Genomic DNA, 19,945 nt, shown 5'->3' on the forward strand with positions numbered 1-19,945 from the left:
AAAACAGAAAACAGGTTTTTCTGTCATCTACAATTTCAATCGTTTCAATCGAGGGAAAATAGCGGAACGTCTCTATACGGCAGGAACCCCCGCACCAATCCGGAGTTTCATGACATTGCCGGACGAAAACATAGTCTCAGCAGAGCCTATTGGATCAGTGTTAACAGGCCCTAGAAAGATAGATGAAAAACTTCTTAAATTTGATCAGTGATAGTCTCACCGATGTCAAAGAGATAATGCCTTGGGATCTGGAAGAACGGATGCAGGTCAACCCCGGGTTACTGATTGTCGATGTGCGTGAACCCTATGAATATGATGCAATGCATATCGAGGGTTCGCTCGCTGTACCCCGAGGTATTCTCGAATCGGCATGTGAATGGGACTATGAGGAGACGGTTCCGGAACTGGTGAATGCGCGGCAGCGTGAAATCGTCGTTGTCTGCCGCTCCGGTTATCGCAGTGTACTCGCTGCCTTTTCAATGCATGTGCTCGGTTATGATAATGTTGTCTCCCTGAAAACAGGGCTTCGGGGTTGGAACGACTATGAACAACCCCTTGTGAACAGGCAGGGCAAGGCGGTAGAAATCGAGCAGGCCGATGACTATTTCACACCCAAGCTACGCGAGGATCAGCTCAGACCAAAGGTCTAACGGTGCCCACCCAGCAGAGACCAGGTGGCGCTTGCAACATGCGTAGGGTGCGGCTTGCCGCACCGAAACTATCTGAAATCCCTCCATTGTGCTGTTTGAACAGGTAACTGGTGCGGCAAGCCGCACCCTACGTTAGCCTTCATGTTCGATCGACTGGTATGTTCAATAGTCGACCGGCGATGTGGCGCCCTGTTCCGAATGGGGCGGCGCTTCATACCACGCGAGTTTTTCCTGCAGCTCCACGACACGGCCGACGATGATCAGGGTTGGCGGTTTTGGGCGTTCCCGTTCGACGATATCCATAATCGTATCAAGCGTGCCTGTGAATACCCGTTGCATATGTGTTGTGCCCTGTTGAACCAATGCGATAGGCATTTCCCCGCCGACACCATGATTCTGCAGTTCTCGACAGATGATAGGCAGGCCAACCAGGCCCATATAGAAGACAATGGTCTGGCTCGGTTGTGCAAGCATTTCCCAGTTGATATTCATACTGCCGTCTTTCAGATGACCGGTAACAAATGTCACCGACTGGGCGTAGTCTCTGTGAGTCAGGGGTATGCCTGCATAGGAGGCGCAGCCGGAGGCGGCGGTTATGCCTGGTATTACCTGGAAAGGGACCCCCTCTGCGGCCAGGGTGTCGATCTCCTCACCGCCGCGTCCGAAAATAAAAGGGTCTCCACCTTTCAGTCGCAATACCCGCTTACCCTGCTTGGCGAGTTTTGCGAGCAGTTGGTTGATCTCTTCCTGGCGCATGGTGTGTTTGTCACGCTCTTTACCGACGTAGATGTGCTCTGCGTCATGACGGGTCATATCGAGAATTGGTTTAGCCACCAGGCGGTCATAGATAACCACGTCTGCCTGTTGCATCAAACGCAGGGCGCGGAAAGTCAGCAGATCCGGGTCGCCGGGACCGGCGCCGACCAGATAGACCTCTCCCGTCTCTTCGGCTGAAATGGGTATACTCAGTGCCTTTTCCATCAATTGGTCGGCTTCGTCTTCATGACCGGAGAATATCCGTTCAGCAACTCCCCCCTGGAGAATGCGGTCCCAGAACAGCCGCCTCTCCGCGGGCTCTGCGAAGCGCTCCTTTACCCGTTGTCGAAAGCGATTGCAGAGTTGTGCCAGGCGGCCATAACCAGCAGGTATCAAGGATTCGAGACGGGAGCGGATCAGACGCGCCAGGACGGGTGAGGCGCCACCCGTTGAAATTGCGGCGACAACCGGTGAGCGATCGATGATTGAGGGTACGATGAAACTGCACAGTTCTGGTTGATCGACCACATTGACCGGTATGCGCAGATTGCCGGCTATCTCGGCTATGTGCCGGTTTACCGCAGAGTCATTGGTGGCCGCGATGGCGAGATGTTGCCCTGACAAGTCCTCATCCCGGAACTCTCTGGCCAGGTGTGTGTATCGACCCATATCACGCCAGGTGGTGAGGTTATGGCATAGATCGGGGGAGATCAGAGTCACATCGGCACCCGATCTCAGCAGTAGCGCCGTTTTTCTTTCAGCAATGGCCCCACCCCCCACGACCAGGCAGGAGCGATTCTTCAGATTGAGGAAAATAGGGAAAAATTCCATAATAAAATCAACCAGATAGTGTAATAATTGTCGAGTTTGGTTTTGTTGGCCCTGACTCTAACATGACTCAATCACCCTGAAAAACCTAAGCTTAACTGAGGTAATATAACTTGCAATATTTAAACACATTAATATACTAATTAACCCTGTTATTAGTTTTGAAAAGGCGAAACGGCAAGTGATGATTAAGGAAATTGATGCTCACGATCTTCAGGCCCGTATCAACGAGGGCGATGACTTCCTGCTGCTGGATATCCGTAGCGCGGGTGAAATCGCTCAGGGGGTACTGCCCGATGCAGAACATCTGCCGATGCATCTAATACCTTTGAAAATCAGCGATTTGCCAAAAGACAAAGCGATCATTCTCTACTGTCACAGCGGAGCGCGTTCCTATCATGCATGTGCCTATCTGGCCCAGCAGGGATTCCAGAACGCAATCAATCTGCGCGGTGGCATATTGGGATGGGCAAGATCGGGCTTTCAACTGGCCGCCAGACTGGCGAGTTAGTTATCGACACAGGCTATCGGTGATAGTGCAGTATTCATTGACGTTCGGACCGCCCGGTCACTTGCGTTTGTCAGACGCATGACATATAAAGGTCCGTCTGTTTATTAACGACAAACATAACCACATTAAGATTATAGCTGGAGGTCATACCATGGCAGATTTTGATCAAGAACTGGACGCAAGCGGGCTCAATTGTCCACTGCCTATTCTGCGTGCTAAGAAAACCCTGAATGGTATGGAATCCGGCAAAGTGTTGCACATCATCGCTACCGATCCAGGTTCAGTGAAGGATTTTGAGGCGTTCGCCAACCAGACCGGCAATGAGTTGATGGAGTCTAAAGAGGTCGGCGGTAAATTTGAATTTCTGATCAAGAAGGCCTGATTGGAGTTATTCAGGAGACAACACAATGTCAGACGAAAAAAAGTTAGCCATAATCGCAACGAAAGGTTCCCTTGATTGGGCGTATCCTCCGTTTATTCTGGCCTCTACCGCTGCCGCCCTTGGCTATGACACTGAAATATTTTTTACTTTCTATGGTCTGCAGCTTCTAAAAAAGAATCTCGACCTGGAGGTCACGCCACTGGGAAATCCCGGTATGCCGATGCCGATGGGTATGGATAAGTGGTTTCCGGTACTGGGTCTGGCTCTGCCGGGAATGCAGGGCATGATGACCGGTATGATGAAGAAAAAGATGGCCTCCAAAGGGGTAGCGGATCTCACCGAATTACGCGAGCTTTGCCAGGAAGCCGAAGTCAAGCTGATTGCCTGTCAAATGACGGTCGATCTGTTTGAGATGAACACCAGCGAGTTTATAGACGGTATCGAATATGCGGGTGCCGCACGCTTCTTTGAATTTGCAGGTACCAGTGATATCTGCCTTTACATCTAATCCGTTGTAAAATGCAGTCACGGCGCCGCCCCACAAGGGCGGCGTTTTTTTTTTGGCGCAAAAAAGATTCTACCCCTGATTGGGGGGGATAGATGAAAGAACAAGCCGCAAATGGACGCTAATCACCGCAAATAAAACGCAAATTGTCTGCCAAGGAAACCGACCAACGAATATCAAACCAAATGCCAAGGATTCTGAAATCTTAGGAATTCTTGATTTAATTTATAAGGTAATGGATTGCTTGGTAACCACGCATATTGTCATACCATTTGCGATATTTTGCGGTGATTAGCGTCCATTTGCGGCTTTTCTTTTACGTTGTATCGATCTGCGGAAAAGGTAAAAAAAAGCCCCGAGCGGGTACCCGGGGCTTGATGTTAAAGTAAACGGTGTCTGCTTACATGAAGTGTTTCTTGATACCGATGCCAAACAGGTGGACACTCGATTCATAATCACCATTGACGGCGCTGGTACCGTTGGTTTCGCCGGCATCCGGTGCCGCATGAACGAACGTTGGATCGATATCCAGCGTTCTGTCATCGAATTTGACATACATATAACCGGCATCGATGGTCCAGCCGTTGCTCAGGGTGTGTCCCACTCCCAGGCTGAAGAGTTGGCGATCCGCATCGGGTATGCGAGGGCTGTAAAACTTATCATCCTGCGGCGTTTCATCGAACGTGTATCCGATGCGCAGTTGGGTTGCCTGGCTGAAGTCGTAGCTGATACCGATCCGGTAGGCATTGGCGTCATCCCATTGGTTGAGACTGGTGACGATATTGGTGCCCAGTTGATCCTGGTCGACGACGAGGGTATCGAATGAACTCCAGCCCGTTCGCGTGACATCGAACTCAATGGCGAGTTTGTCAGTAGTTTGGTTTCTGACCCCAACCTGCAGACGCCAGGGTAATTTGAGATCGGCATTTACCTTGTTTGTCAGAAAAGAGGGTAACGCACCCGCCGGCAGATCGACCGTGCCCTCTATCGGAATATTTGCCTCTGAGTGGTAACTGCCTCCAAAGCTCCATCTGCCCTGGTCGACCATGAACCCCAGATTGAAGCCCACGCCGCGACCGTCACCTTCCAGGTCTGCTGCAGGATTCGAGCCCGGCATGCCGGCATTGATATCACCGTTGAAGATGACTTCGCGCATCCAGTAGTAGTCGACACCGCCTGAGAGGCTGGCTTTATCGTTTATTTTATAAGCAACACTGGGAGAGAAGGCGACAATTTCCAGTTTGCTCTGTGTCGGTATGGTGGTACCGGGTGGATACTGCGCATCGAAGGTCCCAGCGGGCCATTCGGTTTCCAAGCCAAAAGGGGCGTTGACCGACAGGCCGAGAGACCAGGTTTCATTGAGTTGGGTAAAGGCAGTAAAGGCGGGAATTGCGACGACATCATTGGCCTCACTGTCGACGGTTCCGGAGCCGGTATCGACACTCAGATCGGGTTCAACCAACAGCAGGCCAAGCTCTATGGCGCTGCCGGTATGAAATGCCATTGCTGCAGGATTATAGGCGATCGCTGAGAGTGAATCAGGGTTTGCAACCATGGCATTGGAGAGGGCGAGGCCGGTTATATTCAACTCGGGAACCGCAAACCCTGACGCCTGGGCAGTCTGATTCATGGCCAACAGGGCGGCACTGCAGGCCAGCGCCAGTCGAGAAATTTGAAGGGTCTTCTTGTAATGTGTCCGCATATTTCCTCCGCCGTGATTATCAATTATTGTTTGCCTGTCCCGATCACCCCTGCATACTTGTCGGTGAGCCAGGCCGTTCTGCTGCGACATAGACGTACCCACTGGGGCCGCATTGCGACTGATTTTGTGAGGCTAGAGGATTTTTCATCGAATTACCATGTTTTCAAGACCTGAATTTACATCTTGAGCGGTGCTTTCCATAACGTTTTCATCCTATATCGCCTCATCCCTGCCAGTTTGCCTTAACAACTCCCATAGCCTGATGAGATATGGTATAAATTGAGTTTATCTAGATTAAAGGCTGGTTGATAGGACCATAAATACAATGGCGGATCGAAGATTACAAGTTTTTCATACGGTTGCGCGTCTATTAAGTTTCACCAAAGCGGCGGAGACCCTGCATATGACTCAGCCGGCCGTGACCTTCCAGGTACGCCAGCTTGAGGAGTATTTCAATACCCGCCTGTTTGACCGTACCCATAATCGCATCAGCCTGACAGATGCTGGTGAACGTGTGTATGAGTACGCTGACCGGATTTTTGATCTCTATGCCGATATGGAAAACTCCGTTCGTGAGATGACGGGTGAAATCAGGGGGGCACTGACAATTGGCGCCAGTACAACGATCGCCGAATATATGCTGCCCGCGCTACTGGGTGATTTCGGTGCCCGTTACCCGGAGGTCACCATCCACTTGCGGGTCTCTAACTCAGAAGGCATCGTCTCGATGGTCGAGAACAACACAATCGATCTGGGTGTTGTCGAAGCCCCCGTCGGCAATAAGAATCTGGTAGTGGAGATGTGTCGTGAAGATCATCTTGTTGCGATCGTGCCACCCAATCATGACCTGGCCAATCATGAATCGGTAGATATAAAGAAACTGCTTGGATACCCGTTTATTTGCCGGGAAGAGGGGTCGGGCACCCGGGAAGTGATTAATGAGTATCTTGAAAACAACTCCTGCGATACTGCAATGGACATCTCTATGGAACTGGGCAGTCCGGAAGCGGTGAAAGGGGCGGTTGAAGCGGGGATGGGGGTTTCCGTGGTCTCCCGTGCCACCATCCAGAAAGAGTTGAAACTGGATACCTTGCGCGCCATCAATCTGGTGCCGAAACTGGAGCGTCCTTTCTCGTTCGTTCATCAAAAGCAGAAATTCCGGCTGCGCGCCATGGAAGAGTTGCTCGATTTTGCCAGGGGTTATTGTGAAGATCACGCCGAGGAGCAGCTCTAGAATATGACATTACAGCAGGGCCGTTAGGATTAGTGTTAACAGGCCCTGGCAGCCAGGTCATTGTGACAGCGTTGTCTTATCGATAAAGAGGCAGAGGACGGAATCATTGTGCATTTTGTTCCAAAACAGCAGAAACTAGCGGCTGACCAGCAGCGGTTACTGGACCTCTTCGATCGGTTGGACTCTCAGCAACGACAGACCCTGCTCTCCTTTGCCGCTTTTCTGTCGAGTCAGGAGAGTGTCGAGAGTGAGCCGGAGGAAGAGGGGATTCATGAACCAAAGCAGATCGAACGGCCTCAGGAGGAGTCTGTTGTGAAGGCCATCAAGCGTCTTTCAGAAAGCTATTTCATGCTCGAAAGAGAACGGTTGCTTGATGAAACGTCGTCATTGATGATGGCCCATATGATGCAGGGACGTGATGCCGAATCGGTCATCGATGAGTTGGAGGCACTGTTTGCCCGGCACTACCAAAATTATCTTGATGATCGTTAACAGACCCTCGGTAGTGCCTTCAAGTAGGTAGTCCTATGCAGGTTGTAACAAATTGGTTCAAGCGTTACTTTTCCGATCCTCAGATCGTCTTCCTGACGCTTTTTCTGCTGCTCTTTTTTGGTGTCGTCATCACCATGGGGGATATGCTCGCTCCGGTATTGGCGAGCATCGTTATTGCCTATCTGCTGGAGGGTATTATCTCTCAGTTGGAGAAACGCTTATTTCCAAGGTTTCCCTCAGTACTGATTGTATTCATCCTGTTCCTGTTGTTTGTCACGCTGGTCATGTTTGGCCTGATGCCGCTCCTGTCCAACCAGGTGACAGAGTTTCTGCAGCAGTTGCCAATCATGATTTCCATGGGGCAACAAGCACTGATGCAACTGCCGGAACGCTATCCCGATCTGATACCTCAGGAGCAGGTCGATCAGCTTATCCAACAGATAAGGAATGAGATAGCCTCATTTGCACAGCAGGCCGTCACCTGGTCCCTCGCCTCGGTCGTCGGTGTGATCACATTGATCGTCTACCTGATTCTGATGCCGCTGCTGGTGTTCTTTTTTTTGAAGGACAAACACCTGATCATCGATTGGTTTGTGATGTATCTGCCCAGGCATCGACGCTTTGCAGGTACGGTTTGGAACGATGTGGATAAACAGATAGCCAACTATGTCAGGGGTAAGTTCTGGGAAATCGTCATTATCTGGGCGGTCAGCTTCGTCACATTCAGATTGCTTGGATTGAATTATGCTCTTCTGCTGTCAATGATGGTGGGGCTTTCGGTGATCATTCCATACATCGGGGCGGCTGTGGTCACTATCCCTGTACTCTTCATAGCCTGGTTTCAATGGGGCTGGAGCAGTGACTTTGCGTGGCTGGCCGTGGCTTATTTCGTCATCCAGGCGTTGGACGGTAATGTGCTGGTGCCTCTGTTGTTTTCCGAGGTGGTCAATCTGCACCCGGTTGCGATCATAGTATCCATCCTGGTGTTTGGCGGATTCTGGGGCTTTTGGGGTGTTTTTTTCGCAATTCCCCTGGCCACATTGGTACAGGCTGTTTTGGTCGCTTGGCCGAAGAGAATCGAGGAAGAGGTGATTGACAGGCCCTAATGTGGTGTAACGCATTAAGGCTTCATATCAGCGTTACACCACACCAGCTTGCGCCAGGGCTGTAGGATTAGCGTAAATTTATCGCCTGGCCATTTCAGGCCGTCTTCTTGGTGTTGATTCCGAACAGTGTCCACAGGGGACAAAAGGAGACGAGGCCGGTGACCAGGGGAACCGCACCGATTGCGCCCCACCAATTGATGGGGTCACTCAGAAGAAAACCCCAGGCGAGAATCGCCAAGCCTGCGACGATTCGGATTATTCGTTCAATACTACCGATATTTTGAGTCATGATCCGCTCCTTAATTTATTGACTGGTCAAAAGCGATACGCCCCCACTAAATGGATGTGCTACGAGCATCCCGGCGTCGTTGAGGATTGAGCATACCTGGAGCAATCAGCGTAGTATGTGACAAAGTCACACACTGCCATGTATGGTTGAGTCGTTACTCAGTGCTTTTGTCATTCAGATGATCCCGGTCCTCCAGGGTTATTGCACCCCGGGTGATTGAGATCAAACCCTGTTGCTCGAAGTCCTTTAATATTCGACTCACCACTTCACGGGAAGTGCCGAGATCGGAAGCAATCGATTGATGTGTGACCTGCATGCGGTTACTGCCATTGTCGGTATTCTGCAGCAGGTAGCCTGCGAGCCTGCGGTCCACCCGCCGGAAAGCGACCTCTTCGACGACGCTGATCACATCACTGAGTCTTTCACTGATAAGTCGGAACAGATAATCTCTCCAGGCTTGCTCACTATTTGACCAGCGCACGACATCGGATGTCGATATGATCACGGCCTGTATTGGCTGTTCGCTGACGGCAAATGCTGGAAAGGGTTTTTGGCTCATGATACAGGAGGCGGTCAGGATGCAGCTTTCCCCGGGACCAATCCGATAGAGGGTAATCTCTCTGCCGTTTTCACCGATCTTATAGATCCTGGCGGTACCTTCAATCACCAGTGCCAGGTGGCTGCACTGCATGCCTTGCTGGCATATCGGCTCATCAGCTGGCAGATGTATGATTTTAGTACTGGCAAAAAAATGCCGCACGAAATCGGCATCCGCACACTGCAAAAAGTGAAACTGTCTGATTAGCTCATCAATGACTGCAGGGTCGGTTATCATGGTGGACGCAGGTTTGAGTGACGGCCCAATGTCTCACTATTGCTGATAGAGAGAAGATCATTCGACTCTACTATAATTGGTGACGCTACGGAAACAAGTGCGGCAACAGGCTTTAATTGCACAGATTTGCTACACTTGTCCAGGCTTAATATGGTAATTTATGCACAAATGGTGGGGGTTTTATAACCCGGGCAATCGGGCATGACAGATCCAAACGAAGAAGCGATTAAAATAAAAAAAGAACGGGTACGGTTGTTGTATGCAAACGGTACGACGCTTATTATTGCCAACCTTATTGCCGGACTGATCTTCTTTTATCTAAACAGGGCCTGGGAAATCCCGTTGGGGTTGATCTGGGGTGGTTTGCTGACAGTGGTCCTGGTAGGTCAGACTGTGCTGACCTTAATTGTGCGCAGAAGTGCCCTGGAACGCATACAGATGTGGCGTTATGCGTTGTTGCCCGGCATTTTTATGCTGGGATTGTTATGGGCCGCAGCACTGATCCATCTGCTGACCCATCCCATGGAGACCGATTACCTGGTCATAGACCTGGTATTGATCGGTACGGTTTTTCTGCTCACTGCATTGCTGCTGACCATAGATACCTTTTTCAGCATCATTTTCGTCCTGACCGCTTCCGCACTCGTGTTTCTCAGTATTTCAGGGAACAAAGATCTCGTATCCGATGAATTTCTGATCGGGATGATCGCCTATGCCTTGGCGTTGTTGATACTATCAGCCTGGATGATGGTGTATCAGCAGGGTTTTCTGCTGCTCGCCGCTAACCGCGTGTTGCTGCATGAACGCATGGTCGCTTCCGAGACCGAGCTCAGCGAAATGAGAAGTCGTCTGATCGTGGAGAATGATCAGCGACAAACTGTGGAGCAGGAACTGTTCCTGGCCAAAGAGGCGGCTGAGAGTGCAAATCTCGCTAAGTCAGAGTTCCTGGCCACAATGAGCCATGAAATCAGGACTCCGCTGAACGGCATCCTGCCGATCCTTGAAATGCTGTTGGAGACAAAACTGAATGGTGAACAAAAGCAATTTGTCACCACTGCGCTCAACTCTTCCCAGGTGTTGCTCAGTATCATCAACGATATTCTCGACTTCTCCAAGATCGAAGCGGGCAAGTTGGATCTGGAGTTTATTGATGTCACCTTAAAGGATGTCGTCAGTCAGGTGACGTCATTGATGAAAAATGCCGCTGATCGGCGCAGTTTGAAGCTTTCTTATAATATTGCCCGGGATGTGCCGAGAACCGTGCGTGGAGATCCAATACGGCTTCGTCAGATCCTGACCAATCTGGTCAGCAATGCAGTTAAATTCACCGAGAAGGGCGAAGTCTCAGTGGAGGTTTCCACCCGTCAGTCGACACGGACAGAGGTGGAATTGTTGTTTGCCGTCAGAGATACCGGTATGGGGATGTCGGATGAACACGTGCAGCGTCTTTTCGAACCGTTTTCTCAAGCTGACGCATCGACCACCAGAAAACATGGTGGAACAGGATTGGGCCTGGTTATTTGTAAACGCCTGACCGAACTGATGGGGGGACGGATCGGCGTGAAGTCTCAGATAGGAAGGGGGTCCTATTTCTGGTTTATTCTGCCGATGAGAAAGTCACTGCAGGAGATTCCTTCCAGCCGGCGAAATCTCAATGATATCCGCACCCTGTTGTTGGCCGAGAAAAATAGTTCTGAAATCAAGGTATTGGCGAATTCTCTAAAAGAACTGGGGATGATACTGGAGCAAACAGATGACCAGTACGATGCCCTCTCCAAGTTGAAAACGTCAGCAAATCTGGGCGCCAGTTGGCGCTATGAACTGCTCGTGATCGATGCTGACTTCACCAGTGTTAATCTGCTTCAGGTCGTCAATTCCGCACGTGAGATTGCCCACATGAGAGATGTCAATGTTTTGGCGATCAATGTTCCGGAAGAGAGCATCGAAACGCTCGAGGGCTTGTCGATAGAGTGTCTGAGCAGTAGCGGCAGAAGCAAGGACATCAAACAGCGGCTGTATAGAATCTTCGATGTGGAGCAAATATCGACGGCGTCCGCCACACCCGAAGAGATTCCGGTACCGCGGTTGCCTGACGATCACTTGAACTGGCTTGACAAACAGGGTGGCGAGGAGAGTATCAGGCAGCCGGGGAGCGAGAGGGAGGAGGACCGCGAAGCAATGATGCAACACACCCAACTCGCAGGACGCGTGCTGGTGGTTGAGGATAACCCGGTCAATCAGGCGGTAGTGAAGAAAATGCTGGAAAAGGCGGGGCTTTCGCCGATAACAGCAAATGATGGCATGGAGGCGATGGAGGCTATGCACCAGGAGCAGTTCGATGTGGTCCTGATGGATTGCCAGATGCCGCGCATGGATGGTTATGAGGCGACTGAGGCGATCAGGGACAGGGAGGCTACCCATGGACTGATGCGCACGCCGGTGATTGCCATGACTGCGAACGCCATGGCGGGGGATCGGGAAAAATGCCTGGCGGTCGGCATGGATGACTACCTCTCGAAGCCGGTCAAACCGGCTCAACTTGAGAATATGTTGCGTCAGTGGCTGCCTATGGAGGAGATGATCGGCCAGGCTGAGGAGCGATTGGTGGTGGAACAGGTCAGCGGTGGTGAAGAGATATCGATGGAATCAATCGATACATCCAGCGAAAGCTTGCAGAGCGAAGGAGACAGCAGTATGCCAGTCAGTGGCATGATAGACCGCACCGTTTTGGAGGAGTTGTATGAGATCATGGAGGACGAATTCGTTTCCGTACTCGAGAGCTATCTAAAAAGTGCGCCCGGGCTCATGCATGGTATACGGGATGCCGTGAAGGATCGTGACATGGATGCCCTGGTGAAGTCAGCCCACCCGTTAAAATCGAGTAGTGCCAATGTGGGGGCGATGGAGCTCTCCATCCTTGCCCGGGAGCTGGAGTTCAAGGGGCGTCAGAACGATACCTCGGGATTGGTCAGCAATTACAACCAAACCGCAGATGTATATCGCCGGACCATTTCTGAACTGAAGACGATCATTGATCGGGGCAGTATTCATTAGGGACTGTTAATGCCCTGGTTACGCGCCTAGTCAACCCTTGCTTATGGGGCAGGGTTCCGCCCTATATCCTTCGCCGCCGGTTTGGGCGGATCCCTATCCACCTAAGGCTTATAGATTTTCAGATGCGTAATCCGCAAGCCGCGATCTCTCCCCCCTCTGCAGGGTTATATGCCCGCTGTGGGGCCAGTTCTTGAAGCGGTCGACGGCATAGGTCAGGCCGGATGTGGTTTCTGTCAGATAGGGTGTATCGATCTGGGCCACATTGCCGAGGCAGACGATCTTGGTGCCGGGTCCGGCACGGGTGACCAGTGTCTTCATCTGTTTCGGGGTCAGATTCTGGGCTTCATCGAGAATGATGTATTTGTTTAAGAAGGTACGGCCCCGCATGAAATTGAGGGAATGGATACGGATCCGGCTGCGCAACAGATCTTCAGTGGCGGCGCGTCCCCACTCACCCCCTTCCGTCTGGGTCAGAACCTCCAGATTATCCATCAGCGCGCCCATCCAGGGTGTCATCTTCTCTTCTTCAGTGCCGGGTAGAAAGCCGATATCCTCGCCCACCGGCACCGTAACCCGGGTCATGATGATTTCGCGGTAGAGATTGAGGTCAAGTGTCTGCACCAAGCCGGCAGCCAGGGTGAGCAGGGTTTTACCGGTGCCGGCCGTGCCCAGCAGTGAGACGAAATCGAGCTCGGGGTCGAGCAGCAGGTTCAATGCGAAATTCTGCTCCTGATTGCGTGCCGTGATGCCCCACACCGCATGCTTGGGATTGGTGAAATCCTCCATCAGTTCAATCGTTGCATTGTTCTCCTCTTTCTTTCTGACGATGGCTTGGAAGCCCTCATCTCCCGGCAGGTGCAGGCATTGGCTGGGATACCAGGCTTCAGTATCGGGCCCAGCGATCCGATAGAAGGTCCGTCCCTCCTCCTGCCATGATTCGAGCTCCTTGGTGTGCTGCTCCCAGAAACCCGTCGGCAGACTCTCCATGCCGCTGTAGAGGAGATTGACATCCTCCAGAACCTTGTCATTGGAGTAATCCTCAGCATGAATGCCGACCACGGCCGCCTTGATGCGCAGGTTGATATCCTTCGATACCAGTATGATTTTTCTTTCGGGGTATTCCGACTGCAGGCTGAGGGCTGTCGCGAGTATTGTGTTGTCGGGTGTATTGCCCGGCAGTGTCGAGGGCAGGTCACCGCTGATTGGCTTGGTCTGGAAAAAAAGATGGCCGCTCAGGGACTCGGTACCGCCATTCAGCTGCAGGGTGTTTAGAGGAATACCGTCATAAATGGCGGATTGAGGTACATTGCTCATCAACTCATCGAGGAAACGGCTGGTTTGGCGGACATTCCTTGCAACCTCAGACATACCCTTTTTTCCCTTATCCAGCTCTTCCAGCACCACCATCGGCAAGTAGATATCGTGCTCCTTGAAGCGGAACAGGGCGGATGGGTCGTGCATCAGTACATTGGTGTCGAGGACGAAAAGACGGGTATTGTTGGATCGTTTTTCTGACATCTGTGTATCGATTTATCTTAATTAGGATTACAAAGCCAACCCGGTAACAGTGGTGAACAGACTACCCGCCACCGCAGACATGGGTGTTTTCGCTGATTGAGAATAGGAACGATAATGCTCAGGCAAGTTTTCCGGCTCGCATCGCCTTCAAGGTGTCCAGGACTTCCTCTGCGTGCCCCTTGACTTTGACCTTACGCCACTCCCAGCGCAGATATCCACTCTCGTCGATCAGAAAGGTGCTGCGTTCTATGCCGCGTACCTGCCTGCCATACATCGATTTCATTTTTATGACGTCGAATGCGTGACAAAGCTTCTCCTCTTTATCAGCGATGAGATCGAATGGAAATCCTTGTTTTTGCTTGAAATTATCCTGGGCCTTCAGGCTGTCCCTGGAGGCTCCGAGGATGATGGCGGATTGGCGTCTGAACTTCGCAATCAAGGCGCTGAAATCCAGCCCCTCCTGGGTACAACCCGGGGTACTGGCTTTAGGGTAGAAATAGAGAACGATGGGTTTTCCATGAAAGTCGGTGAGTTTGATGTGCTTGTCACCGGTAACGGGTAGCTCTATATCGGGCACGGGGTTTCCGATGGTGATGGCAGGCATAATACGCAGCTTCCTCCTTAGCCCTTGATGGGTTCTATGACGGCATCCAGATTCAGGGCATCGCAGTAATCCATGAACTCTTCCCGCAGGGCGGCAATGTGGATTTCAGAGGGTATGCCGACACTCATGTGTACCGAAAACATGGGGGTGCCTGTGTGGGCCGCCGAATAGCAGTTGGTTACCATGTCCTCTATATTGATATCGCGCTCAGAGAAGAATTCAGCCAACTGATTGACAATACCGGGATGGTCCATAGAGACCACTTCGACCATGTAAGGCAGGAGGTTGCTGCTGCGCACCTTGCCTTCCGTACGTTTGCAGATGATGGTAAGTCCCAGGTCCTCCTGTAGTTCGGGTACGGCGGATTCAAGTTTCGCCAGGGTGTTCCAGGGACCCTCGATCAGCAGCAGGATGGCGAATTCACCCCCTAAGACCGTCATTCTGCTGTCGGTAATATTGCAGCCTTCATCAAGTATCTTTCTCGAAAGGGCTTTGACGATCCCAGGCTGATCTTTTCCAAGTGCTGAGATGACCAGATAATTCTTTGGCGTAGACATAAAAATTGCTGAGTGTCGTATGGTTATTGGGAATTAAGCATAGAGTGTAACACCTGTTATCTGCGTCTAGCGATATTTTTACAACTATCCGGGGGCGGTTTCCCCATGCTACTTGTCATCATCACAAGCCACAGGATACCATTGCCGATTATTCAATGAATCGGGGTGCGGGGCGATGTTTCACGGCAGTATGGTAGCAATGATCACTCCCATGGTGGAGGACGGCAGCCTGGATGATGCCGCTTTGCGTGCGCTTGTGGAGTTTCATATCCGGCAGGGCACTGACGCGATCGTGGCTGTCGGCACGACCGGCGAGTCCGCCACCCTGGACGAAGAGGAGCATTGTGATGTGATCCGGCGGGTGGTCGACTATGTCGACGGCAGGGTATCCGTGATTGCGGGTACCGGTGCGAACTCGACCCGGGAAGCCGTCACTCTGACTCAATGCGCCAAGGAGTCGGGTGCGGATGCCTGTCTTCTGGTGACCCCCTACTACAACAAACCCACTCAGGAAGGGCTCTATCAACACCATACAGCGGTTGCCGAGGCGGTTGATATTCCCCAGATCCTCTACAATGTGCCGGGACGTACTGCCTGCGATATGCTGCCGGAGACAATCGCCAGGTTGGCACAGGTGCCGAACATCATCGGAGTCAAGGAGGCAACCGGTGATCTGTCGCGATTGCATCGGCTGCGCGAGCTTTGTGATGACTCCTTTGAGTTTTACAGCGGCGATGATGCCACTGGCTGTGAGTTCCTGTTACAGGGCGGGCACGGCGTCATCTCGGTGACTGCGAATGCGGCTCCGCACCTGATGCACGAAATGAGTATTGCCGCTCTGGCCGGTAGAGATGAAGAGGCGCGTGCGATCGATGCGAAGCTGGCTGGATTGCATAGTGCGCTGTTCGTGGAATCCAACCCCATTCCCGTGAAGTGGGCAATGATGAAACTGGGGTTGGCGAATCGTGGGATCCGGTTGCCGCTGACGTGGCTGAGCCCTTCGGCGGAAGATGAGGTTTTACAAGCAATGCATCAGGCCGAAATTCTATGACCATTCATCAGATGGATATTCAGTGCGGGCCATGCGTACCTGAATGGTCTCATTTTGTTTTCGTCAATGTGTAGTGATTCCGTTTCAAACTTATCGCCCGTTTCCATTGTCATAGGCAACACATAATTACCAGACGATATTCTTAGACATGCAATCAGCTTTCGCTTTTCTGATAATCATTTCTCTGGCCTTCACACTGACCGGATGCAGCTCCGGTGGTGGCTATTTTTCCGATTCTGAACGTGTCTACCGCTCTCAGAAGGAGACGGTTGATGATCTTGAGGTGCCACCGGACCTCAGTCGTTCTTCAATACAGGATGCCATGTCGATACCCGGTGCCGGGGCATCGTATGAAGAGTATGCCAATAAACGAGGCGGCGGCGGGGGTACGGCCATTTCTGCGAAAGATGAAGTTTTGCCGGAATACAGCGATATAAGGGTTGAGCGCGACGGCGATCAGCGTTGGCTAGTGATCAATGCGGAAGCGCAGGACGTGTGGCCGAAAGTCGTCGAGTTTTGGCGCAGTCACGGGCTCCTGTTGGTGGAGCAGGACCCGACCATCGGTGTCATGAAAACCGACTGGCTCGAGAGTCGTGCCGATATTAAGCAAGGCCCGATTACCGAGTTTTTTCGCAAGACTCTGGGCAGTATCTATTCATCGGCCACGCGTGACCAGTTTCGTGTACGCCTGGAGAAAGGGTATGTGCGCGGAACCACCGAACTCTATCTGACTCATCGGGGCATGGAGGAGAAGCTGAAAGAGGATTTCAGCGGTAATGCAGACACAACCTACTGGACCCCCCGGCCCAATGATCCGGGTATCGAGGCTGCGATGCTACGCAGTATCATGGTCTATCTCGGGATGGCGAATGAGAATGCGGAACAGGCCCTGGCTCGGGGAGATGAGAGGGAAAAGCGTTCCAAATTGATTAAATCCGGTAAACGCTCCGAGCTGTGGATCAATGAGGGCTTTGCCCGCGCATGGCGACTGACCGGCGTTGCACTCGATCGTGTCGGCTTTGCGGTGGAGGATCGGGATCGCTCATCCGGCATCTATTTCGTTCGTTACAGCGAGTTATCGGGAGCGGGTCAGGAAGACAAGGGGTTCTTTTCCAGGCTGGCTTTCTGGCGGGACGATGAAGATAGTATCGATAAAGAGACTCAATACCAGGTCAAACTCTCGGAGCTCGATGAAAGAACACGGGTACAGATCAGAGACCAGGATGGCGCTGAAGCCGACATCAAGGCGGCTGGAAGAATTCTCACTATGATACACGAGCAGATTCGCTGAGGCGTGTCGTTACGATTCGCCATACTGGGCAGCGGCAGTCAGGGAAATGCCCTGGTTATCGAGACCGCGTCAGTCAGAATTCTGGTGGATTGCGGGTTTCCAGCCCGCGAAATCGAGCGTCGTCTGAGCGGGCTGGGGATTGAAGCGGATTCCCTGACCGCTATTCTTGTCACCCATGAGCATGCGGACCATGTCCGGGGCCTGGGTCCCCTGGCCAGGCGTTATGGTATTCCGGTATGGATGACTGCTGGGACGTTCCATGGCGCCAATTACGGTAAGTTGCCCACTCTGCACCAGATTGACAGCCATACCGGGTGGTGGTCCATTGGCGATCTGGCTGTGGCCCCCTATCCGGTCCCTCATGACTCCAGAGAGCCCTGTCAGTTTCTTTTTCGTGCCGGGGGCGGCACGCTGGGACTACTGACGGATACAGGTTATATCACGCCGCATATCGCAGGTATTCTGCAGGCATGCGACAGTCTGGTGCTTGAATTCAATCATGATTCGCAGATGTTGGCGAATGGGCCCTATCCACCCAGCCTGCAGGCAAGGGTCGGGGGATCCCATGGCCATTTGAACAATCACCAGGCGGTTGGACTGCTGAAGCGTTTACAAACGTCCCGACTACAACACGTGGTGGCATCCCATCTGAGTGAGAAGAACAACTCCCCGGGACTGGTGACTGAGCTGGTACTACAGCAGTTGCCCGACCTGAGCGATCGGTTTTCCATCGCATCCCAACATGATATTACAGACTGGTTTCGACTGCCGCTTACACAGCCGGTCTGAAACCCTGTCAATATTAGCTCATTGCAAAATACTTAAATAATTTTAATTTTCAGTAGGTTGGGTATAATCTTAGCGTTTTTTATCAAAAGCGGTTTTTGCCTCCTCTCCCGGCTTTACCGCAATCCCATAATATCGGAGAGGATGGAGGTGTTGTTCAATGGCGCATATCGTCATTATGGGTGCCGGTACGGGGGGTATGCCCTGTGCCTACGAATTACGCATGGAGCTGGGGCGTGAACATGAGATCACGATGATCAATGAACGGGAATATTTCCAGTTCGTGCCGTCCAATCCCTGGCTGGCTGTAGGTTGGCGTGATCGGTCGCACATCACGTTTGATATCCGTCCTCACCTGGAACGCAAGGGTATCAATTTTATCTCCAAGCGAGTCGATAAAATCGATCCCGATGCAAATCAGCTGACACTCGACGGTGGAGATACCGTCAACTACGATTACCTGGTTGTCGCAACCGGCCCCCGGCTTGCTTTCGAAGAGGTTGAGGGTTCGGGGCCAGCGGGTTTCACTGAATCAATCTGTACTGTGGATCATGCGGAAAAGGCCTATGACGCCTACCAGGGTCTGCTGGATGAACCTGGTCATGTGGTAATCGGCGCAATGCCCTTCGCCAGCTGTTTTGGCCCCGCTTATGAATTCGCCTTCATCATGGATTCGGATCTGCGAAAGCGTAAGATGCGAGACAAAGTACCGATGACATTCGTGACATCCGAGCCATATATCGGACATCTGGGCCTGGGTGGTGTTGGGGACTCGAAGGGTTTTCTCGAGAGTGAGTTTCGCAACCATCATATCAACTGGATTACCAACGCCAAAGTAACGAAGATCGAACAGGGCAAGATGTTCATCGAGGAGTTTGACGATTCCGGGCACAAACTGAAGGAGCATGAGCTGGATTTCACCTATTCGATGATGATCCCCGCATTCAAGGGTGTCGATGCTGTCGCCAACGTTGAAGGTTTGTGTAATCCCCGCGGTTTCGTCTTTGTCGACGACCATCAGCGTAACCCAAAATATCCAAATATATTTGGCGCCGGTGTCTGTATCGCCATCCCACCCGTGGAAGCGACCGCGGTCCCCACCGGGGCGCCTAAGACCGGCTATATGATTGAGTCGATGGTGACCGCCATCGTTCACAATATCGCGGATGAACTGGCCGGCAAGGAGGGTACGACCCTGGCTACATGGAATGCCGTCTGTCTCGCCGACATGGGAGATACCGGTGCCGCTTTTGTCGCATTACCGCAAATTCCACCCCGTAATGTAGCCTGGTTCAAAAAAGGCAAGTGGGTGCACATGGCCAAGATCGCCTTTGAGAAGTATTTCATCCGCAAGATGAAGAAAGGGACCTCTGAGCCGATTTATGAGAAGTACATCCTTAAGATGCTGGGCATTGGGAAGTTGAAATAGGTTCTTGCCATTGCGGAAAGGAGAGGCCCGGTCTGTTACCGGGCTTTTTTTTGCCGTTTCGGCAACAATCTTTGAAGTCCTATATCGATAATTTCGTTCCCAGGTCCAACCGTAGATTTATTGGGGTTGTTTGATTATCCACCATTCTCAGATATCCGTTCTCAACCTGCCTTTCCTTCGCGGTGGGTGTTGTAAAAGCAAGCCGCAAATAGACGCAAATCTTGATAAGTGCGCAAATGAAGGCAAATCCAGCATTTTTAACGGTCCTGTATGGATGCGGAAAGTTAGGGTCTGTGCCATACATTGTTGTACGATTGTTTAATATTCGCGTTCATTTGCGGAGATAAAAATCATTCGCGGTTATT

The 19,945-nt window shown here is 51.8% G+C and carries 19 protein-coding genes; 12 read left to right on the plus strand and 7 right to left on the minus strand.

All coding sequences use genetic code 11. The features are described from left to right. The first annotated feature begins 182 nt into the window (after positions 1 to 182). Positions 183 to 650 (plus strand): rhodanese-like domain-containing protein, encoded by a 468-nt coding sequence (locus tag CODIS_RS05145; protein WP_069121819.1) that lies wholly within the window; start codon positions 183 to 185, stop codon positions 648 to 650. Between the two features lie 162 nt (positions 651 to 812). Here the strand turns inward: CODIS_RS05145 and cysG are convergent, their stop codons facing one another. Next, complete coding sequence (cysG, locus tag CODIS_RS05150; protein WP_069121820.1) at positions 813 to 2,237, minus strand: siroheme synthase CysG; 1,425 nt, start codon at positions 2,235 to 2,237, stop codon at positions 813 to 815. A 181-nt stretch (positions 2,238 to 2,418) separates the two neighbouring features. Between cysG and CODIS_RS05155 the strand changes: the two genes are divergently transcribed. The 3 genes from CODIS_RS05155 to dsrE2 all read left to right on the plus strand — a co-directional run bounded on the left by CODIS_RS05155 (position 2,419) and on the right by dsrE2 (position 3,635). After that, positions 2,419 to 2,745, plus strand: coding sequence for a rhodanese-like domain-containing protein (locus tag CODIS_RS05155; protein ID WP_069121821.1), 327 nt, complete (start codon positions 2,419 to 2,421; stop codon positions 2,743 to 2,745). Between the two features lie 151 nt (positions 2,746 to 2,896). After that, complete coding sequence (locus tag CODIS_RS05160) at positions 2,897 to 3,127, plus strand: sulfurtransferase TusA family protein (RefSeq protein ID WP_068987885.1); 231 nt, start codon at positions 2,897 to 2,899, stop codon at positions 3,125 to 3,127. A 25-nt stretch (positions 3,128 to 3,152) separates the two neighbouring features. Beyond that, the gene (gene dsrE2 / locus CODIS_RS05165; protein WP_069121822.1) at positions 3,153 to 3,635 is read left to right on the plus strand and encodes a sulfur carrier protein DsrE2; all 483 of its coding nucleotides are present in this window, start codon (positions 3,153 to 3,155) and stop codon (positions 3,633 to 3,635) included. Positions 3,636 to 4,032: 397 nt separating this feature from the next. Here dsrE2 and CODIS_RS05170 read toward each other — a convergent pair whose 3' ends face one another. Further along, on the minus strand, positions 4,033 to 5,334 hold the full coding sequence (locus tag CODIS_RS05170) for an OmpP1/FadL family transporter (RefSeq protein ID WP_069122233.1): 1,302 nt from the start codon (positions 5,332 to 5,334) through the stop codon (positions 4,033 to 4,035). Between the two features lie 325 nt (positions 5,335 to 5,659). On the opposite strand from CODIS_RS05170, the gene CODIS_RS05175 reads away from it, so the two are divergent. The 3 genes from CODIS_RS05175 (at position 5,660) to CODIS_RS05185 (ending at position 8,166) form a co-directional block, all read left to right on the plus strand. Continuing rightward, the gene (locus CODIS_RS05175) at positions 5,660 to 6,568 is read left to right on the plus strand and encodes a selenium metabolism-associated LysR family transcriptional regulator (RefSeq protein WP_069121823.1); all 909 of its coding nucleotides are present in this window, start codon (positions 5,660 to 5,662) and stop codon (positions 6,566 to 6,568) included. A gap of 108 nt (positions 6,569 to 6,676) precedes the next feature. Continuing rightward, a complete protein-coding gene (locus tag CODIS_RS05180) occupies positions 6,677 to 7,060 on the plus strand; it encodes a hypothetical protein (RefSeq protein ID WP_201259009.1) in 384 nt (127 codons plus the stop codon). A 35-nt stretch (positions 7,061 to 7,095) separates the two neighbouring features. After that, on the plus strand, positions 7,096 to 8,166 hold the full coding sequence (locus CODIS_RS05185) for an AI-2E family transporter (RefSeq protein ID WP_069121825.1): 1,071 nt from the start codon (positions 7,096 to 7,098) through the stop codon (positions 8,164 to 8,166). Positions 8,167 to 8,260: 94 nt separating this feature from the next. Here the strand turns inward: CODIS_RS05185 and CODIS_RS05190 are convergent, their stop codons facing one another. Continuing rightward, positions 8,261 to 8,455 carry a YgaP family membrane protein gene (locus CODIS_RS05190; protein ID WP_069121826.1) on the minus strand — a complete coding sequence of 65 codons (195 nt, stop codon included), beginning with the start codon at positions 8,453 to 8,455 and terminating at the stop codon, positions 8,261 to 8,263. 154 nt (positions 8,456 to 8,609) lie between these two features. Then, the gene (locus CODIS_RS05195) at positions 8,610 to 9,290 is read right to left on the minus strand and encodes a Crp/Fnr family transcriptional regulator (protein WP_069121827.1); all 681 of its coding nucleotides are present in this window, start codon (positions 9,288 to 9,290) and stop codon (positions 8,610 to 8,612) included. A gap of 201 nt (positions 9,291 to 9,491) precedes the next feature. On the opposite strand from CODIS_RS05195, the gene CODIS_RS05200 reads away from it, so the two are divergent. Continuing rightward, the gene (locus CODIS_RS05200) at positions 9,492 to 12,344 is read left to right on the plus strand and encodes an ATP-binding protein (RefSeq protein ID WP_069121828.1); all 2,853 of its coding nucleotides are present in this window, start codon (positions 9,492 to 9,494) and stop codon (positions 12,342 to 12,344) included. 108 nt (positions 12,345 to 12,452) lie between these two features. Here the strand turns inward: CODIS_RS05200 and CODIS_RS05205 are convergent, their stop codons facing one another. The 3 genes from CODIS_RS05205 to CODIS_RS05215 all read right to left on the minus strand — a co-directional run bounded on the left by CODIS_RS05205 (position 12,453) and on the right by CODIS_RS05215 (position 15,023). After that, positions 12,453 to 13,862: a PhoH family protein gene (locus tag CODIS_RS05205; RefSeq protein ID WP_069121829.1), complete on the minus strand. Its 1,410-nt coding sequence runs from the start codon at positions 13,860 to 13,862 to the stop codon at positions 12,453 to 12,455. 118 nt (positions 13,863 to 13,980) lie between these two features. Further along, positions 13,981 to 14,466, minus strand: coding sequence for a peroxiredoxin (locus CODIS_RS05210; protein WP_069121830.1), 486 nt, complete (start codon positions 14,464 to 14,466; stop codon positions 13,981 to 13,983). Positions 14,467 to 14,483: 17 nt separating this feature from the next. Next, positions 14,484 to 15,023, minus strand: a complete 540-nt coding sequence (locus CODIS_RS05215) for a glycine cleavage system transcriptional repressor (protein WP_069121831.1) — start codon at positions 15,021 to 15,023, stop codon at positions 14,484 to 14,486. 175 nt (positions 15,024 to 15,198) lie between these two features. Between CODIS_RS05215 and dapA the strand changes: the two genes are divergently transcribed. The 4 genes from dapA to CODIS_RS05235 all read left to right on the plus strand — a co-directional run bounded on the left by dapA (position 15,199) and on the right by CODIS_RS05235 (position 19,580). After that, on the plus strand, positions 15,199 to 16,074 hold the full coding sequence (dapA, locus tag CODIS_RS05220; protein WP_069121832.1) for a 4-hydroxy-tetrahydrodipicolinate synthase: 876 nt from the start codon (positions 15,199 to 15,201) through the stop codon (positions 16,072 to 16,074). Positions 16,075 to 16,222: 148 nt separating this feature from the next. Continuing rightward, positions 16,223 to 17,365 (plus strand): outer membrane protein assembly factor BamC, encoded by a 1,143-nt coding sequence (gene bamC, locus CODIS_RS05225; protein ID WP_069121833.1) that lies wholly within the window; start codon positions 16,223 to 16,225, stop codon positions 17,363 to 17,365. 3 nt (positions 17,366 to 17,368) lie between these two features. Continuing rightward, positions 17,369 to 18,154: an MBL fold metallo-hydrolase gene (locus CODIS_RS05230; RefSeq protein WP_069121834.1), complete on the plus strand. Its 786-nt coding sequence runs from the start codon at positions 17,369 to 17,371 to the stop codon at positions 18,152 to 18,154. Between the two features lie 157 nt (positions 18,155 to 18,311). Further along, a complete protein-coding gene (locus CODIS_RS05235) occupies positions 18,312 to 19,580 on the plus strand; it encodes an NAD(P)/FAD-dependent oxidoreductase (protein ID WP_069121835.1) in 1,269 nt (422 codons plus the stop codon). Positions 19,581 to 19,945: the final 365 nt, after the last annotated feature.

The organism is Candidatus Thiodiazotropha endolucinida (genome assembly GCF_001715975.1).
In the GTDB taxonomy this organism is placed as follows: Bacteria; Pseudomonadota; Gammaproteobacteria; order Chromatiales; family Chromatiaceae; genus Thiodiazotropha; species Thiodiazotropha endolucinida.

Bases quoted from the DNA above. Each gene is read 5' to 3' on its own strand.
- CODIS_RS05145 (WP_069121819.1), top strand. From the start codon at position 183: ATGAAAAACTTCTTAAATTTGATCAGTGATAGTCTCACCGATGTCAAA.
- cysG (WP_069121820.1), bottom strand. From the start codon at position 2,237: ATGGAATTTTTCCCTATTTTCCTCAATCTGAAGAATCGCTCCTGCCTG.
- CODIS_RS05155 (WP_069121821.1), top strand. From the start codon at position 2,419: ATGATTAAGGAAATTGATGCTCACGATCTTCAGGCCCGTATCAACGAG.
- CODIS_RS05160 (WP_068987885.1), top strand. From the start codon at position 2,897: ATGGCAGATTTTGATCAAGAACTGGACGCAAGCGGGCTCAATTGTCCA.
- dsrE2 (WP_069121822.1), top strand. From the start codon at position 3,153: ATGTCAGACGAAAAAAAGTTAGCCATAATCGCAACGAAAGGTTCCCTT.
- CODIS_RS05170 (WP_069122233.1), bottom strand. From the start codon at position 5,334: ATGCGGACACATTACAAGAAGACCCTTCAAATTTCTCGACTGGCGCTG.
- CODIS_RS05175 (WP_069121823.1), top strand. From the start codon at position 5,660: ATGGCGGATCGAAGATTACAAGTTTTTCATACGGTTGCGCGTCTATTA.
- CODIS_RS05185 (WP_069121825.1), top strand. From the start codon at position 7,096: ATGCAGGTTGTAACAAATTGGTTCAAGCGTTACTTTTCCGATCCTCAG.
- CODIS_RS05190 (WP_069121826.1), bottom strand. From the start codon at position 8,455: ATGACTCAAAATATCGGTAGTATTGAACGAATAATCCGAATCGTCGCA.
- CODIS_RS05195 (WP_069121827.1), bottom strand. From the start codon at position 9,290: ATGATAACCGACCCTGCAGTCATTGATGAGCTAATCAGACAGTTTCAC.
- CODIS_RS05200 (WP_069121828.1), top strand. From the start codon at position 9,492: ATGACAGATCCAAACGAAGAAGCGATTAAAATAAAAAAAGAACGGGTA.
- CODIS_RS05205 (WP_069121829.1), bottom strand. From the start codon at position 13,862: ATGTCAGAAAAACGATCCAACAATACCCGTCTTTTCGTCCTCGACACC.
- CODIS_RS05210 (WP_069121830.1), bottom strand. From the start codon at position 14,466: ATGCCTGCCATCACCATCGGAAACCCCGTGCCCGATATAGAGCTACCC.
- CODIS_RS05215 (WP_069121831.1), bottom strand. From the start codon at position 15,023: ATGTCTACGCCAAAGAATTATCTGGTCATCTCAGCACTTGGAAAAGAT.
- dapA (WP_069121832.1), top strand. From the start codon at position 15,199: ATGTTTCACGGCAGTATGGTAGCAATGATCACTCCCATGGTGGAGGAC.
- bamC (WP_069121833.1), top strand. From the start codon at position 16,223: ATGCAATCAGCTTTCGCTTTTCTGATAATCATTTCTCTGGCCTTCACA.
- CODIS_RS05235 (WP_069121835.1), top strand. From the start codon at position 18,312: ATGGCGCATATCGTCATTATGGGTGCCGGTACGGGGGGTATGCCCTGT.